This is a genomic window from Bartonella sp. M0192, assembly GCF_016102305.1.
Taxonomy (GTDB): Bacteria; Pseudomonadota; Alphaproteobacteria; order Rhizobiales; family Rhizobiaceae; genus Bartonella; species Bartonella apihabitans.
In genome coordinates this window covers 1,740,917-1,757,537 of record NZ_JACFOU010000001.1, presented here as the reverse complement: position 1 = coordinate 1,757,537, position 16,621 = coordinate 1,740,917, and the positions used below count along the sequence as shown (strand labels likewise).

Sequence of the window (16,621 nt, the reverse complement as noted above, 5' to 3'; positions counted from 1 at the left end):
TTATAATAAATCTCACTAACAATCATTAAAAATGACGCGTTGACCATGAAAATTTTTACGTTGGCTCCAGATCAATAAAACATAAGGAGAATTAACGTAACGAGGAGAAGTTACATGTCTATAGAACGCTTGAAAATCATAGGCTATATAACTGATATGTCTAAACAAATGAACGAGATGGCAATAAATGTCGATTCGCCGTTTTTGGCATTTTTGTTGGACATGGTCGCCAAAGAAGGACAAAATATTCTAAAAAATAGCGAGTCTAGTCAGAAAAATCAGTGACAGCAATTGAAACCATGCCGCCACTGTGGCGGACAAGTTTTCCCGCCAGATCCAATTCGACCAGAATGAGATAGATTTGGTCAATCGGGACTTCGGATGCAAGGCTGAGCGTCTCCAGGTCAATCGGTGCTGTAGAAAGAGCATTTAACACAGCGTCACGGTCTTTATCTATTCTGTCAATTGCATTTTTATCTAAAACCGGTGTTTGTGGAAGCTCTGTATAGTTTTCGTCGGTATCACCGAATATCGCTAATTGCCTATTATCTTGTGATGGAGATAAAGGTGTGAGTGTTTCTGTGATGTCTTCCGGACGGGTGACAAGCAGTGCACCTTCTTTAATTAGATTATTTGTGCCCTGTGCACGTGGATCTAACGGAGAACCCGGTATTGCAAAAACGATGCGCCCCATTTCAGCAGCCAATCGGGCAGTAATCAGGGAGCCTGAACGGGTTGCTGCTTCACATACCAGAAGTCCAAGTGACATTCCGGCAATAATTCTGTTGCGTCGGGGAAAATCCTGAGCTCTGGGTTGAGTTCCAATGGGCATTTCGCTGACGATCGCCCCGCCTTTATCCAATATGGTGAAATACAACTCTTTATTTTCCGGCGGATATATATGGTCAATTCCACCGGCCATCACTGCAATTGTTCCGGTATCAATGCTCGCATAATGAGCGGCTGTATCAATTCCACGGGCTAAACCGGAAATTGTTGTGAAACCCGTTTTCCCCAACTGATTGGCAAACAGTGTTGTCAGTTTTTTCCCGCCGGCCGATGCATTTCGCGAGCCTACGATACCCACAGAGGGAGAAAAAAAACAATCACAATTTCCTTTTAACAAAATGAGAGGGGGAGGTGCTTCGATTGCCCGCAAATAGGGAGGATAATCGGGCTCACCCAAGCCGATAAAACGTGCGCCGATTTTTTCCGCAAGTTCGAGTTCGCGCTCTGCATCTTCACGACTGGCGATCCTGATAGGCTTTCCTCTGCCCCCTTTGGAACTCAGTTCCGGAAGTGCAATAAGGGCTTCACCTGCCGAACCGAAATGTTCGATAAGATCAATGAACGTAACAGCTCCCACATTTTCACTACGTATCAATTGCAGCCAATGGAGGCGCTGCATATCGGTAAGGGGTATCCCTTTACGTTTTTCCATCTGAATTGCAACTTCCCGCTATTTTTTCCCGCTATGTTTTTGTCCTACTATGATTTTTTAGAACCGATTTTGCTTTCTGTCCCAGTCATTAAACGTCGTATATTGGTATGATGTTTCAAAATAACGATTAAACTCATTACCGAAAGAACAATAGCAAAGAGTTTCTGGGATGGGTTATCCATGAAAAGTATGATGAAAACCGGAACAAGAATGACTGCAAAAAGCGCAGAAAGTGAAGAATAACGGGTAATAAATGCGGTAAGCAGCCAAACACAGATAAACACCAGTGCAGCGGGTGGAAAAAATCCCAGACAAACGCCGAGATAGGTTGCAACACCTTTACCACCCTTGAATTTGAGCCAGATCGGATAGATATGACCTATAAAGGCCGCAAAACCACCCAACGCAACAACGACAATATTGTTATAATCCAATGACGATAAGAAAGCGGCAATATAAACCGCAAGAGTGCCTTTAAACATGTCGCATAAAAGCGTCAGCAGTGCGATTTTCTTGTTACCGGTGCGTAAAACATTCGTAGCACCAATATTACCCGAACCGATTTTACGGACATCTCCAAGGCCAGCCAATCGGGTGAATAGCAGTCCGAAGGGAATAGAGCCGACGAGATAGCATATAATCAATGTCAACCATGAGACCATTTTGGGAGATAAACCGATGTCGGCCATGGAGTTACCCTTTTTTAGTTTTGCCGTTCAATTCAAGAGTTCTGATATTGGTATACCATTTTTCCCGACACGTAGGTTTTTAGCACATGTCCTTGAAAACGTGCATTCTCGAACGGGGTATTTTTTGAACGAGAATGCAGCATATCAAGAGTTAAAACCCAAGGGTCGTCGAGATCAACCAATATGAAATCGGCAGCTTTTCCGGGTTTTAGACTGCCCGCGTCGATTTCCAGAATCTTTGCCGGATTGGTAGAGAGCAAAGCGGCAATTTTTATAAGTGATAACGATTGATCGTGATAGAGTCGCAAAGCGGCAGCAAGTAACGTCTCCATACCCACAGCACCGGCTTCTGCATCTTCGAAAGGTAAACGTTTTGTATCAGCACCTTGAGGATCATGGCTTGATACAATCATATCGATCGTTCCATCGCGGACAGCTTCAATCATAGCATGGCGATCATCTTCTGATCTGAGCGGCGGCGAAAGGCGGAAAAATGTCCGATATTCGCCAATGTCATTTTCATTCAATGTCAGATTATTGATTGATACTCCGGCTGTTACATTATTCAATTTCTGTTTTGCCTGACGCATGGCATCTGCCGACATTGCAGTGGACAATTCGGCTGCATGATAACGACACCCCGTCAAAGCGGCCAAACGCAAATCTCTTTCCAGCGGAATCACTTCCGCCTCTTTGGGAATACCCGCAAGGCCAAGCCAGCTTGAAAGCAGCCCTTCATTCATAACGCCTGTACCTGTCAGCCACTTGTCCTGCGTTTCGTGGATAATGAGCGCATCAAAGTCATGAGCGTAAGTCATGGCACGCCTGAGAACCAAAGAATTTTCGATTGTTTGATGACCGTCGGTAAAAGCGATGGCGCCGGATTCTTTTAGCAGCCCGAATTCGGTCATTTCCTGACCGGCCAGTTGCTTTGTAATTGCCGCCGAAGGATAAACATGAACACAGGCATTATCGCGAGCGGTCTGTTTTACAAATTCGACAAGCGCGACATCGTCAATGACCGGATGGGTGTCTGGCATCATAACAAAAGACGTAACGCCGCCCGCAGCCGCGGAATTGCTTGCCGAGCGGATCGTCTCGCGATGTTCGTTACCGGGTTCACCGACGTAAACGCGGGCATCAACCAGTCCTGGCAGGATTGCCTTTCCTTGGGCATCAAAAACCTCTGCCCCTTCAGGCGTTCCCTGATTTTGAGCCGCAGCACCACAAGCTTTTATAATACCATCAACGACGATGAGCGTTCCTATTTCGTCTTTGTCACATGACGGATCAACGATACGGGCATTTTGGTAAACGATCGACTGCGTCATTGATTTTCTCCTTCGCTGCGACGCGGATCCAAAAGAGCCTCGATAACAGCCATTCTGACAGCAACTCCCATTTCAACTTGTGTGTGGATAACACTTTGCGGACCATCAGCAATGTCGGATGCAATTTCTACTCCCCGATTAATCGGTCCGGGATGCATAACAATACAATCTTTTTTTGCCAGTCCGAGTTTTTGTTTATCAAGCCCGAAAAAGCGGAAATATTCTCTAACGGAAGGAATAAACGCCCCCGACATGCGTTCGCGCTGCAGACGAAGCATCATAACAACATCTGCATCTTTTATCCCCTCCTGCATGTTTGTAAAAACATCCACACTCATATTGTCTATTTCATTGGGAAGAAGCGTTGTGGGGGCAACAGCACGCACACGAGCTCCTAGTGCATTGAGACTGAGGATATTGGAGCGGGCCACACGCGAATGCAAAATGTCGCCACAGATAGCCACAGTCAAACCATCGATTCGTCCTTTTGCACGCCGGATTGTCAAAGCGTCAAGCAACGCCTGTGTGGGGTGTTCATGGGCGCCGTCACCGGCATTGACTACCGAGCAACTCACTTTCTGTGCAAGCAATGCGGCCGCACCGCCGGATTTGTGCCGAATGACGAGAATATCGGGATGCATGGCATTTAACGTCATTGCTGTATCAATAAGCGTTTCGCCCTTTTTTACCGACGAATGGCTTACCGCCATATTCATCACGTCGGCTCCGAGCCTTTTTCCTGCAAGTTCGAACGAGGATTGTGTCCGGGTCGAATTTTCAAAAAAAAGATTAATTTGTGTTCGCCCGCGCATGGACGTTTTTTTCTTGTCAAGTTGTCGCGATATTGCGACATTGGCATCAGCACGGTCGATCAATGTTGTCAGGTCGTGCGCAGTTAAGCCTTTAATGCCTAAAAGATGCCGGTGGGGAAAAATGGGGAAAGATGTTGTTTGTGTCATGATGAAAATTTCCTGAAGAAACTGACTGACACTACAACAAGGCTTGCTTTTTATGCAATGTCTGATTTAACCGCACGAGAACTAAATGTGTTTATATGGTTTGATCTATATATTTGACTTGAAATGAAATTCGGGAAAAAATTGTGAGCACTTTGCCTAACCAGAATATAATGCGAAAAAATGCGTTTTTGGACGATGCGGTTTTGTTCCGTTTTTCGTCGCTCTTGCCGACGCCGTTGCTCGCGGGATTCGAGGAAATCGGCGCATTTGTTGCCAGTCGTGAGGCGCAAGATCTTGCAAGGTTGGCCAATATCCATCGCCCGATATTGAGACGGGAGAACGAATGGGGTGATGGCATACAACAATTGGAAACGCATCCTGCCTATCATGCGCTGCTACGTCGCTCACGTCAGGCAGGGCTTTGTTCTTCGTTGTGGGAGAATGGACCGGCTGAAAATGGTGTTCGCTACCAATCACGAGCCATCAGACTTTTTCTGATGGCCGGTCTTGAAACCGGACACTTAAATGAAATCACATCAACAAGCGCAGGTATTTCCGCTTTAATTGGCGAATCCGATCTATTTGCCAAATGGCAAAATGCTTTATTATCACGTCAACACGATTATTCTTCTCGTCCTGTTTCCGCAAAACGGTCGGCAATACTGACTTTCGCATGTGACGATATAAAGAATAACTTGCAAAATATCCCCCATGTTTCAACGGCAACGCGTATCTCCTTCGACGCGGCAAATGGACGTGATCTTTATCGCATCGACGCAGTGAAACAGTCGGTTTTAAATCCGATGTCGGACGGCTATTTCGTAACGGCGGAAGTAGGCGGCCAGAAATGTTGCTTTTTTATTTCCCGTTTTCTCGAAAATGGCACTTTGAACGGAGATCTTTCAGTAGATTTTCTTATCCATCGCGCCGGTGAATGTTCTGCCCCCGAAGGCCAAGTTACTTTCCACGACAGCCTTGGCTGGCTCATCGGTAAAATCGGTGAAGGAGATAAGGTCATAAGAGATGTCGAAACCATGACACGTTTTGACCAGGCGGTTATTTCGGCTGGTGTACTAAGAGCGGCGTTGCAAAGTGGCATATTGTTTTTCCGGCGCTTCAATCCAAGGCAGGTTTTGCCGCCTTTGACAGAACGGGTTTTTGCCGATTTGGCACTCGATGTCGTCGCTTCGCAATGTTTGGTGATGAGGCTTGCTCGTGCTTTTGATAACGCTGCTTCAAATAGGGCGGAAGCTGCGTTTGCCCGTATCATGACGCCGATTGTAGCAATTCATATCAACGAATTGGTCGTTCCGGTTATCGGAGAAATTATAGCGCAAATGGGTGCACAGGCATTTATGTTTGATAGCCGCTTGGCGAGAATGCTTGTTGACGCTCCAATGCGCACGATAAAAGGAAACGGCGGAAATGACATTGTGGTTGATACCATCCGTTTAGGTGAAAGGGCGCCGGGACTTTTCCAAGGGCTACTTGACCAGATCGGCCGTGATATTGGCGCCGCCGGTCCCAAAACTGTTGAAATATTACATGCAGCAGCTCAAGTTGCCATCAGCGACATTGGTGCCGGACGGCTATTTATCGAACAAATGGCTTATGCGGGTGCTGCTGCTGCCTTGCAACAGGCAGATATGCCCCATATCACAGCCGCCTATATTGAAAGTCGCCTTGGTGGGCAATGGCGTTCGTCTTACGGGATGTTGAGTGCGCGTCATCACGCCGGACATATATTGGATACGCTTTATCCCGCAGTTTGAGATAAACCTTTATTTTAAAGTTCGAGCCAAACTTTGAAGCCTGTCGAGTGCTCCTTGTAAAATAAAAGCGGCTGCCGCTGAATCAATTCTGACGGCACGTTTTGCACGCGAAACATCCATTTCGAGAAGGCCGCGTTCCGCCGCCACTGTTGATAGCCGCTCATCCCAGAACACAAAAGGAATCGGCGTCAAGCTGTTCATATTATGGACAAAAGCACGCGTTGCCTGAACGCGTGGGCCACTCGTGCCATCCATGTTTTTTGGAAGGCCGATAATTGCAACGCCAATGTTTTCTTCAAGAAAAATTTTCAGAAGCTCTTGAGCGTCAATAGAGAATTTTTTGCGTTTCAAGACGGGGCGAGGGGTGGCAAAACGCCAACCAAGATCGGATATAGCGATGCCTATCGTTTTTGTCCCCAAATCAAGGCCTATAATATTTTTGTCCTTAAGACCGAGATCAGGAATTTCAGTAATATCTATAACCGGCATTGAGGCTCGCCTTTATGAAATATCCCGCTCACATAAGCAGGTACTTGGCATTTTAGGATTTTGCGTTCAATATACGTTAAAAGATGGAACTTCCAATAAAAAACAAGGGTAGTGGCATGAAAATTACATGGCTCGGGCACGCAGCCTTTCGCGTCGAAGTTGGTAAAGCGGTTATTCTTATAGATCCTTTTTTGACCGGTAATCCGGCGGCAAAAGACCTCAATATCAAAAAGGCTGTCGAAGGTGTAACCCATATAGCCCTCACGCATGGTCATAGTGATCATGTCGGAGATACAATTGCCATTGCAAAGGAAAAAAATGTACCGGTGACAGCAAATGCCGATCTTGCTGCATGGCTTCAATCGCAAGGTGTGAAAAACGTTGTTCCCGGTAATGCCGGCGGTACACAGGCTCATGACGGCTATAGCATTACTTTTGTCAATGCCATTCATTCTTCTGCCATGCTCACCGAAAACGGTGTTTCGCAATGCCTTGGCAATCCGAACGGGCTGGTGTTCCATTTTAATGATGCTCCGACACTCTATCACATGGGCGACACAGATATTTTTTCCGATATGCAGTTGATTAACGAATTGCATCAACCGGAAATCGGCATTGTGCCGGTTGGCGATTTCTTCACAATGGGGGGAGCTGTTGCAGCGCTCGCATGTCAACGCTATTTCCATTTCAAGACAGCGATACCTTGTCACTGGGGCACTTTTCCGGTTCTTGATCAGACGCCGGAACGTTTTGTTAGAGGCATGAAAGGAACAGAAACGACCGTTGCATTGCCAAAAGTCGGTGGGACGCTCAATTTCTGAGCGTCTTTTTTTGCTCTTGAGTGCTTCGACCTCTTTAGCTTCATTATCATACCCCGGATCAGACGGTCGAATTTTTACTGGCGCTTTATGACAGTGAATATTCTTTAGGTGAGATCAGCACAAATGACTTTCTATTTTCTCTAAAAAACAATGCATTACCCTATTCTGGCAATATTTCAGAAAACCGATTATCCACGTAATATTTTTTGGGAGAAAACCACGATGAAAAAAAGCTTCGTAAAACTAGCTTTTTTACTTATTTTTCTAACTTATGGAACATCTGGAATGGCTCAAACAAAGGTCGTTGCTAAATCATTAAACGCGCCGACAGGCATTGCATTTAACAATCAAGGTGAAATGTTGGTTACCAACTGGTCCGGAAATTCCGTCGTTAAGATAACGACAGAAGGAAAGCAACAAGTTGTTTATTCAGGCATAAGCGCTCCAGCCGGCATTGTTGTTGATCGTCGCGATAATATCTATGTTGCTTCTTATCAGGATAATTATCTTTTAAAGATAGATAACATCGGTAATGCATCAAAAATCGCAAGCGGTTTTCATACGCCTACGGGGATTGCTTGGTCAAATACAGGTGAGTTATTAGTCACCAATCGTTCATCAGGCGAAATAGTCTCCGTCAATGTTGAAACCGGTGCAAAAAAGATAGTAGCATCAAAACTTGGTTTACCCGTTGGTGTGACACAATTGCCTAATGGCGATTTGGTCGTTTCGCAGTATAGCGGGAATTTGACGCATATTAATGCAGAAGGCATCCATAAGCAGCTAGGTTCCGACTTTAATCGACCTGGCGTGGGTATTGTGACGGTTTCTGACCGTTTGGTTGCTGTTATTGATAATGGTGCAGGTGCGGTTCGACTGGTGAATGTTGATACAGGTGAAACAAAACTGCTCGCTAGCAATTTAGATGGGGCTGTAGCTTTAGCCTATTTCAAGGGGCGTTATTATGTTGGTACCTGGAATGATGGCCAAATACGTGTTTTCGATTGATATCAAATTCTTAAAAATTAAGATTTTATGGTCACCAGCAAGATTAATACGATAAGGGTAATGATCCCGTCTTAATAACTCAATCGACACTCTCATTGCTGGCGTTTTTTGCTTGGGCTTTGAATGCTAGAGATACACGAGGACTAAGTAACATTTAACTTGGCAAGGTTTTGGGCCATTGCCCCGTTTGCCACACAATTGGCCTGCGCATACGGGGCGTAAGTTACCCAACCCTAAACCATCAATTACCGCTTGGTTTGGAAGCTCTAGAGAGAAGAATTTGATAATGGATTCTACGCACCAAAAATAGGAATAATTCCCATTCGTAACGTTTATATTGTGCGGAAGCCATCGTCGACTTTAGGTGGAATATGTTTCTATTTTAAGACCGCGATTCCATGCTATTCGAGCGTTTTTCCTGCTTGTGATCAAACAACCGAACACTTCGTTCCTGGCATTGAAGATAGAAAAACAGTTGCAGAAACACCAAAAGTCGGTGAAACGCTCAATTTCTGAACGTCTTTTCTTGCTCTTGGAGGCTTCGACCTGTATAGCTTCATTAGAGAAAAATGTCTTTCATACGGGATTTACCTAATGTCTGTAGATATTAAAACGGTCAAACGTGTTGCCCGTCTTTCGCGCATTGCTGTGAAAGATGACGAAGCAGAGCGTATGGCAAATGAGTTGAACGCAATTTTAGGATTTGTCGAGCAGCTCGACGAAGTCAATGTAGACAATGTCGAGCCGCTAACATCCGTCATTCCTATGACTTTGCGTACACGTGAAGATGTTGTCACTGACGGAAACAAAGCATCTGACATTGTCGCCAATGCACCTTTGAGTGAAGACAATTTCTTCCTCGTTCCAAAAGTTATCGAATAGCAATTTGAATATTTATTTTTGAGGCATGATATGACCGATTTGACGAAGCTGACAATTGCCGAGGCTCGTGACGCGCTCAAGAAGGGCGAATTCAAGGCAACAGAACTGGCGGATGCGTATATTCATGCCATTGAAGCATCCAATCCCGCTATTAATGCCTATGTATCGGTAACTGCCGATCATGCGCGAAAGATGGCCAAAGCCTCTGATGAAAAAATAGCCCAAAAAAAGGCGGGTGCGCTTGAAGGCATTCCTCTTGGCGTGAAAGATCTTTACGCAACTTATGATATCCACACCCAAGCGTGTTCCCATATTCTTGACAACTTTAAACCGAAATATGAGTCGACTGTAACCAGCAATCTGTGGGCTGATGGTGCGGTTATGCTCGGCAAACTCAATATGGACGAGTTCGCAATGGGGTCGTCCAACGAAACATCCTATTATGGTCCTGTTGTCAATCCGTGGCGCGCCAAAGGTTCTGAGGAAAAGCTGGTGCCCGGTGGTTCTTCCGGTGGGTCGGCTGCTGCCGTTGCTGCTCATTTGTGCGCGGGTGCAACAGCCACCGATACTGGCGGTTCCATTCGTCAACCTGCGGCATTTACCGGCACTGTCGGCATCAAGCCCACCTATGGGCGTTGCTCGCGTTGGGGAATCATTGCTTTTGCCTCCTCGCTTGATCAAGCGGGACCCATTGGCCGCGACGTGCGCGATTGCGCCATTTTGTTGAAATCTATGGCTTCCTTCGACGAGAAGGATTCAACTTCCGTCAACGTGCCTGTCCCCGACTATGAAGCGTCTATCGGAAAATCGGTCAAGGGCATGAAAATCGGTATTCCGAAGGAATATCAGGTTGACGGTATGTCGGAAGAGATAACGGCACTCTGGCAAAAAGGTATAGACTGGTTGAAAGAGGCGGGGGCTGAAATCGTCAATATTTCACTTCCTCACACCAAATATGCATTGCCGGCCTATTATATTGTTGCGCCAGCAGAAGCATCATCGAACCTTGCTCGTTATGATGGTGTGCGTTACGGACTTCGGGTGCCGGGCAAAGACATTATCGAAATGTATGAAAATACCCGTTCCGAAGGTTTCGGACACGAAGTCAAACGGCGTATACTCATCGGCACCTATGTTTTGTCGGCCGGTTACTATGATGCCTATTATCTTAAGGCACAAAAAGTGCGTACACTCATCAAACAGGATTTTGATAAATGTTTTGACGCCGGCGTTGATGCCATTTTGACTCCGGCCACACCAACTGCCGCGTTCGGAATTGCCGATAAAAAATTGAAAAACGATCCTGTAGCCATGTATCTCAATGACATTTTTACAGTTACTGTGAATATGGCAGGGCTCCCCGGAATTTCATTACCGGCCGGTTTATCAAAGGATGGTTTACCGTTAGGTTTGCAGCTCATTGGCAAGCCTTTCGGCGAGGAACAATTATTCCAGACAGCCAATATTATCGAACAGGCGGCTGGCAAGTTTTCTCCGCAAAAATGGTGGTAAACGATCGTTGATATCTGCCGATATCGGCATTCACTATGAATTCCTCTTAACACGGCAAAAAATTTTGCCGTGTTTTTTGTTTACTCAAGCATTACTCATGGAACAATGAATTTCTAAGCCGAGAGAATAAACGTGTAGCTGCATGGCGTTTCAAAGTTTATATCTGACGGACGTGATAAATTTTGGGATAACATAAATTTTAAAAAATACAAAAAACAATAGCTTAATATGAATTATTAAAATATTAGATTAATGAATTGAGACTCACGATTAAAGGGTCAGAAGACGATTTCAAGATCGTCGAATAAGGCCGGTAAAAAGGGGGTAGTTCGGGATTTTATAAACCGGATTGCGCACTTTAGAGCTTGTCGGCGTTTTACGAGCGATATAATCTTCTTATATTTTATCGCTCAATATGGGGCTTAGGATATTTCACTTTGAGATCAAAGCTAATGCTTTAAAAAAATCACTTACACAACCGGTGAATGGCTTTCTGATATGGATAGTAAGCCGGATGAATAAAAGCGATAGGTAATTTATCCCTCAACATTGTCTCCGGATATTTCACAGTGCGAATTAAAACGTATGCTTTAAAAAATCATCTACACGATCATTGATCGACGTTTTTATACGGATAAAACAAACCGGATGACTAATACCATAGGCGAATTATCTCTCGCAAAATATCGGACCAATTGCGAGCAGAGAGTCATTGCAAAATAAGCGGGATAAACCGACGGGATTGTTATCCCCCGAGATAGGCTGCTTTCACGCGCGGGTCTTTGAGCATGGTTTTGCCTTCACCTTCCAGAATGATTTTACCAACTTCCAGAATATAGGCATAATTAGCGACCGATAGTGCAGCAAACGCATTCTGTTCAATAAGCAGGACTGTTTTGCCCATCTCGTTGATTTTCCGGATAATAGAGAAAATTTCCTGAACGAGAATGGGGGCAAGACCCAATGACGGCTCGTCGAGCATGACAAGTTCGGGATTGCTCATAAGCGCTCTTCCGACTGCGAGCATTTGCTGCTCACCACCCGACATGGTTCCGCCCAATTGTTTTGACCTTTCTCTAAGCCTCGGGAAAAGATCAAAAATCCATTCGATATCCCGCTTGATACCGTCTTTATCCTTGCGAATATAGGCACCGAGTTCGAGATTTTCCAAAACGGTCAAATGCGGCATGATACGTCGCCCCTCAGGGCTTAAGGCAATTCCTTTTTTTAAAATTTCCTCCGGCTGTTTTCCGAGGATATTTTCACCTTTATAGAGGATTTCACCTGATACCGATTTGTTCAGTCCTGCTATCGAGCGAACCGTACTGCTTTTTCCGGCGCCATTTGCTCCGATCAATGTGACAATCGAGCCTGCCTTGATAGACATGGACAAGCCTTGCACAGCTTTGATTGCTCCATAATTTACACGAAGATCGTTAATCTCAAGAATGTTCATCAACTTCTCCGCCTAGATAGGCCTCGATAACTTTCGGATTATTGCGGATTTCTTCCGGTGTACCATTCGCAATAAGGGCACCATATTCCAATACCCAAATGTGGTTGCACAGACCCATAACAACACGCATATCATGCTCAATCAGCAAAATAGTGAGCTTGAACTCTTTTCTTATTCGTGAAATGAAATCGCGCAATTCTTCACTTTCTTGAGGATTCATACCTGCAGCCGGTTCATCAAGAAGTAACAATTCCGGTTCGGTAGCCAAAGCCCGGGCAATTTCCAGACGCCTTTGAGCGCCGTAGGGGAGTGCTGTTGCAGGCTGGTTGGCAAGATCAGCAAGGTGAACGCGATCCAAAAGGTCAAGTGCTTGTTCACGAATGTGCTTTTCTTCCCTTACTGCCGAAGGGATGAATAAGGCACTTGCAAACCACGGGCTTTTTTGGCGCACATGTGCGCCAACCATGACATTTTGTAAAACGGTTAATCCTGTAAACAAGCGGATGTTTTGAAAAGTGCGGGCGATATGACGTTTACAAACCACATTGGGGTGAAGGCCGGAGACTTTTTCCCCGTCAAAGGTAATTGTGCCGGTTGTCGGGGTATAAAAGCCAGAAATCATATTGAAAACAGTGGTCTTCCCCGCACCGTTGGGGCCAATAAGGCCGGCAATGCTGCCCCGTTCGATAGCAATGTTGATATCGTTAACAGCCGTTAGTCCGCCGAAGCGCATAGTGACATGATCAAGTTTTAATATCGCGTCAGTCATGAACGGTCTCCGCTTCGTGCTTCAGAGTTTTTCTTGAAAAAGCGGTAAATACCGTTCCATGAAAATTCACGTGTTCCAAGCAAGCCGCTTCTCCAAAACAGAATAATTCCCATCAACAATATCGAGAAAATAACCATTCTAAGCCCCGGAATTCCGGGAATATGAATGAAACCGAAATCGATTGGCTGCTCGACAATACGTAACCATTCCAGCATTACAGTAATGATAACACTACCAATAATGCTACCGGTAATAGACCCGAGACCACCGGCCACGACAATCATCAAAATATTGAAAGTCAGAAGAAAGTTGAACATTTTGGGATCGATTGTCGAAATAAGTGCAGCAGTCAGCGCACCTCCGACACCGGCGAAAAACGCGCCGATTGTGAAAGATAATGTACGGTAGAAAAATGTGTTAACGCCCATAGTTTTGGCCGCAATTTCGTCATCACGGATGGCGCAAAGTGCATTTCCTGTATTGCTTTTTAAAAGGAGCACAATAAAGGCGACGGTGAAGGCGAGCCAACCGTAGTTCCACCATAAATTGGCATATTGCGGTATTCCTTTAATACCGAGCGAACCGTTTGTAATCGGTGTGGCATTGGTAATGACAACGCGTATAATTTCGGCAAATCCAAGTGTTGCAATGCCAAGGTAATCACCGCCTAGTCTCAAAACAGGTATCGCAATGACGAGACCAAGAATCGCAGCGCAAATGCCGCCTAAAATCACAGCAAAGAAAAATGGTACTTGTAAATTTTGAAGTGGACCAAACATCGGCTGCAAAATCCACATCATCTGCTTTTGTTCAGGCGACAAAAGCAAGATAGCGCAAACATAAGCACCGATGGCCATAAAACCGGCATGTCCCAATGAGAACATTCCGGTAAAACCATAAATAAGGTTGAGTGACACCGCCAGAATTGCATTGATCGCGATAAGGTTCAAAATACGCACAGTGTAAGCATCAAAATTACTCTGCGCATAAAACAAAAACGCTATAAGGCACGCAATCGAAATTAGTGAAAGTATGATTTGCGAGGATTTTGACATCAGATTTTTTCCTCACTTTTCTTACCCATAAGTCCTGTCGGCATAACAAGTAGGATCATGATGAGCATGATAAAGGCAAATGCATCACGGTAGCCCGAAAGCGACGGGAAAAATGCAATAATCATGATTTCTATGAAGCCCAAAAGCAGCCCGCCCAACATTGCTCCTTCAACCGAACCGATACCGCCAATAACCGCTGCAATGAAAGCCTTAAGCCCGGGGATTACCCCCATGTAAGGGTTTATTTGCGGGTAACGTAGCGCCCACATAATACCGGCAATTGCTGCAAGTGCCGACCCCAGACCGAATGTAAAAGCGATAATTTTATCGACGGATACACCCATTAACCGCGTTGTTTCAATGTCACGTGAAATAGCGCGCATAGCCAGACCCGGTTTGGTTTTATTGATAATCCATAAAAGAAGAACAACAAGCACTAGCGAAACAATGGGTACGATGAGAGCCATTGGAACAATGCGGATGACCCCTTGGGCACCCTCGCCAAGATGCCATTGAATGGGCGTTACAAGGAGTTCCGGTTGTTTTACGCTTTTTGGCACACCGGTAAATAGCACAGTTGCAAGGTTTTCGATAAGGAATGACATGCCGATTGCACTGATAAGCGCTGAAATACGGGGTGCATCACGCAAAGGACGGTAAGCGATACGATCGACCGCGATACCACCCGCACTGGTTACAAAGACAGCAAAACAGACAGCGAGTAGCCAGACAGGCGTAAAGTTCTGTGGACTTATGAACGCATAATAAGCGAGCGCCAAAACCAGAATGATGAACAAAGCAGCCCAATAGGATTTTATCGGTTTTTTGAAACCGATAAAGACAGAATAATAAACGACAATTGCCAAAAGGAGGAGGAGTACCGCCGCCCATGCCGGCATAAAGCTGATTGTCGAGAAAAAAACAAAATAGGCACCAAGCATAAAAATATCGCCATGAGCGAAATTGATGAGTCGCAAAATGCCATAAACCATTGTGTATCCAATGGCTATTAATCCGTATAGTGCCCCTAACGCCAAAGCATTAAAGAAATGTTGAATGAACATTTCCGTGCTCATGTTTTAGCCTTCCTGATACTCTGACCCGTATTATTGAGAAAGCACATACACAACCAAATTGCTCCGGTCGAGTTTAATTCGACCGGATCGTTCATTAAAATGGATTTATCCCCTTATAATGCAGGTTTTACCTCACCGAGATAAACACGCTTTCCATCCTTGATTTCGATAACGCCGATCGGAATTTCTGGATTATGGTTTTCATCCATTGTCATAGCACCGAACGGCGTCTCGAAGTCTTTCAGTTTTGCAAGTTCGGCTGTAATTGCTTCGCGGTCGCTGCTTCCGGCTTTTTCGATCGCATTCATAAACATCATATAGGAGGTATAGCCTAGAACCGCGTTAACATTCGGTTCTTTGTTAGGATAGGTCGCTCTCCATTCTTTGGTGAAGTTTGCAGCCGCCTCGGGCATATTCGGCATATTGGCGTCATAAGGGAAGGTCGTATGGAGGAAACCTTCGGCAGCGCTTCCGCCGATTGTCACTGTTTCGGGGTTGTCCATGGCGTCACCACCCATAATACGGAATGTCGCGCCAAGTTCGCGTGCCTGTTTCAGGATAATGGCCCCTTCGGCGAAATAGGCTGGAATGAATAATACATCCGGTTGTTCAGAAATAATCTGGGTGAGGGCAGCTGAAAAATCCTGATCACCCGAGTTATAATTGAGGTTTGCTACGACTTCGCCGCCAAGTTTTTTGAAGGAGCTGTCGAAAAAGTTTGCTAGCCCGATTGCGTAATCGTTAGAAACATCCTTCAGGATAGCTGCTTTTTTCGCATGTAACGTATTAAAGGCATATGTAGCCGCTCCGGCGCCCTGATAAGGGTCAATGAAACAGGCACGGAAATAATATTTTTTCCCTTGGGTGACGAGCGGGTTTGTAGCCGATGTTGCAATTGCCGGAGTTTTCGCAGGCTCTGAAACCTCGCCACCGGCAAGTGCGAGCGACGAACCATAAGTTCCGATAATCCCGTTGACTTTATCGGAAGCTGTAAGTCTCATGACCGCATTGGCTGCCTCGACTTTGTCGGATTTGTTATCGACAACGACAAGTTCTACTTTGCGTCCGAGCACTTCGGGCTTGATTTTGTTGGCAAGTTGAACACCTTCAAGCTCGAGTTGGCCGCCAAAAGCGTTTTGTCCGGTCAGCGGAAGAAACACTCCTATTTTAATTGGTTCGTCGGCAACAGCACTAAAATTCAGTGCTGTGACAGCGATCGCGGTCGCAATTAATTGTTTGAAAGCCATAATGATTTATCCCTCTCTTTTTTCAGAATGAATTTATTATAATAAAACTTCATAATATGAACCGATTTCCTGCACAAGTTACGAAGCCAAAATCCATCTATATTAAAAAAACAC

At 45.3% G+C, this 16,621-nt stretch carries 16 protein-coding genes; 6 read left to right on the top strand and 10 right to left on the bottom strand.

Annotated elements, in window-relative coordinates; translation table 11 throughout:
- Positions 1–114: 114 nt before the first annotated feature.
- The gene (locus H3S82_RS07680; protein WP_188318327.1) at positions 115–285 is read left to right on the top strand and encodes a hypothetical protein; all 171 of its coding nucleotides are present in this window, start codon (positions 115–117) and stop codon (positions 283–285) included.
- On the opposite strand, the gene dprA is transcribed toward H3S82_RS07680, so the two are convergent.
- Genes dprA through H3S82_RS07660 form a run of 4 tightly spaced genes read right to left on the bottom strand, consistent with a single transcriptional unit; the run spans position 266 to position 4,420 of the window.
- Complete coding sequence (gene dprA / locus H3S82_RS07675; protein WP_198232672.1) at positions 266–1,441, bottom strand: DNA-processing protein DprA; 1,176 nt, start codon at positions 1,439–1,441, stop codon at positions 266–268. The genes H3S82_RS07680 and dprA overlap by 20 nt on opposite strands.
- A gap of 47 nt (positions 1,442–1,488) precedes the next feature.
- Positions 1,489–2,130, bottom strand: a complete 642-nt coding sequence (gene plsY, locus H3S82_RS07670) for a glycerol-3-phosphate 1-O-acyltransferase PlsY (RefSeq protein ID WP_198232671.1) — start codon at positions 2,128–2,130, stop codon at positions 1,489–1,491.
- A gap of 32 nt (positions 2,131–2,162) precedes the next feature.
- Positions 2,163–3,461 (bottom strand): dihydroorotase, encoded by a 1,299-nt coding sequence (locus tag H3S82_RS07665; RefSeq protein ID WP_198232670.1) that lies wholly within the window; start codon positions 3,459–3,461, stop codon positions 2,163–2,165.
- On the bottom strand, positions 3,458–4,420 hold the full coding sequence (locus tag H3S82_RS07660; protein WP_077971677.1) for an aspartate carbamoyltransferase catalytic subunit: 963 nt from the start codon (positions 4,418–4,420) through the stop codon (positions 3,458–3,460). Before H3S82_RS07660 ends, H3S82_RS07665 begins: the two co-directional genes overlap by 4 nt.
- Before the next feature lie 143 nt (positions 4,421–4,563).
- Between H3S82_RS07660 and H3S82_RS07655 the strand changes: the two genes are divergently transcribed.
- Positions 4,564–6,192 carry an acyl-CoA dehydrogenase family protein gene (locus tag H3S82_RS07655; protein WP_198232669.1) on the top strand — a complete coding sequence of 543 codons (1,629 nt, stop codon included), beginning with the start codon at positions 4,564–4,566 and terminating at the stop codon, positions 6,190–6,192.
- Between the two features lie 9 nt (positions 6,193–6,201).
- Here the strand turns inward: H3S82_RS07655 and ruvX are convergent, their stop codons facing one another.
- Complete coding sequence (gene ruvX, locus H3S82_RS07650) at positions 6,202–6,681, bottom strand: Holliday junction resolvase RuvX (RefSeq protein ID WP_198232668.1); 480 nt, start codon at positions 6,679–6,681, stop codon at positions 6,202–6,204.
- A gap of 116 nt (positions 6,682–6,797) precedes the next feature.
- On the opposite strand from ruvX, the gene H3S82_RS07645 reads away from it, so the two are divergent.
- The 4 genes from H3S82_RS07645 to gatA all read left to right on the top strand — a co-directional run bounded on the left by H3S82_RS07645 (position 6,798) and on the right by gatA (position 10,904).
- Positions 6,798–7,502, top strand: coding sequence for a metal-dependent hydrolase (locus tag H3S82_RS07645; protein ID WP_198232667.1), 705 nt, complete (start codon positions 6,798–6,800; stop codon positions 7,500–7,502).
- 222 nt (positions 7,503–7,724) lie between these two features.
- Entirely contained in the window at positions 7,725–8,510 is a 786-nt protein-coding gene (locus H3S82_RS07640; RefSeq protein WP_198232666.1) for a hypothetical protein, read from the top strand.
- Between the two features lie 594 nt (positions 8,511–9,104).
- Complete coding sequence (gene gatC, locus H3S82_RS07635) at positions 9,105–9,392, top strand: Asp-tRNA(Asn)/Glu-tRNA(Gln) amidotransferase subunit GatC (RefSeq protein WP_077971667.1); 288 nt, start codon at positions 9,105–9,107, stop codon at positions 9,390–9,392.
- A gap of 30 nt (positions 9,393–9,422) precedes the next feature.
- Entirely contained in the window at positions 9,423–10,904 is a 1,482-nt protein-coding gene (gene gatA / locus H3S82_RS07630; RefSeq protein ID WP_198232665.1) for an Asp-tRNA(Asn)/Glu-tRNA(Gln) amidotransferase subunit GatA, read from the top strand.
- Between the two features lie 745 nt (positions 10,905–11,649).
- Here the strand turns inward: gatA and H3S82_RS07625 are convergent.
- From H3S82_RS07625 to H3S82_RS07605, 5 genes are all read right to left on the bottom strand, one after another.
- Positions 11,650–12,360 (bottom strand): ABC transporter ATP-binding protein, encoded by a 711-nt coding sequence (locus H3S82_RS07625; RefSeq protein WP_077971665.1) that lies wholly within the window; start codon positions 12,358–12,360, stop codon positions 11,650–11,652.
- A complete protein-coding gene (locus H3S82_RS07620; protein ID WP_078039591.1) occupies positions 12,347–13,129 on the bottom strand; it encodes an ABC transporter ATP-binding protein in 783 nt (260 codons plus the stop codon). The genes H3S82_RS07625 and H3S82_RS07620 overlap by 14 nt, the downstream gene beginning before the upstream one ends.
- A complete protein-coding gene (locus tag H3S82_RS07615) occupies positions 13,126–14,184 on the bottom strand; it encodes a branched-chain amino acid ABC transporter permease (RefSeq protein WP_198232664.1) in 1,059 nt (352 codons plus the stop codon). Before H3S82_RS07615 ends, H3S82_RS07620 begins: the two co-directional genes overlap by 4 nt.
- The gene (locus H3S82_RS07610; RefSeq protein WP_078039589.1) at positions 14,184–15,260 is read right to left on the bottom strand and encodes a branched-chain amino acid ABC transporter permease; all 1,077 of its coding nucleotides are present in this window, start codon (positions 15,258–15,260) and stop codon (positions 14,184–14,186) included. The genes H3S82_RS07615 and H3S82_RS07610 overlap by 1 nt, the downstream gene beginning before the upstream one ends.
- 113 nt (positions 15,261–15,373) lie before the next feature.
- Entirely contained in the window at positions 15,374–16,507 is a 1,134-nt protein-coding gene (locus tag H3S82_RS07605) for an ABC transporter substrate-binding protein (protein WP_078039588.1), read from the bottom strand.
- Positions 16,508–16,621 lie beyond the last annotated feature (114 nt).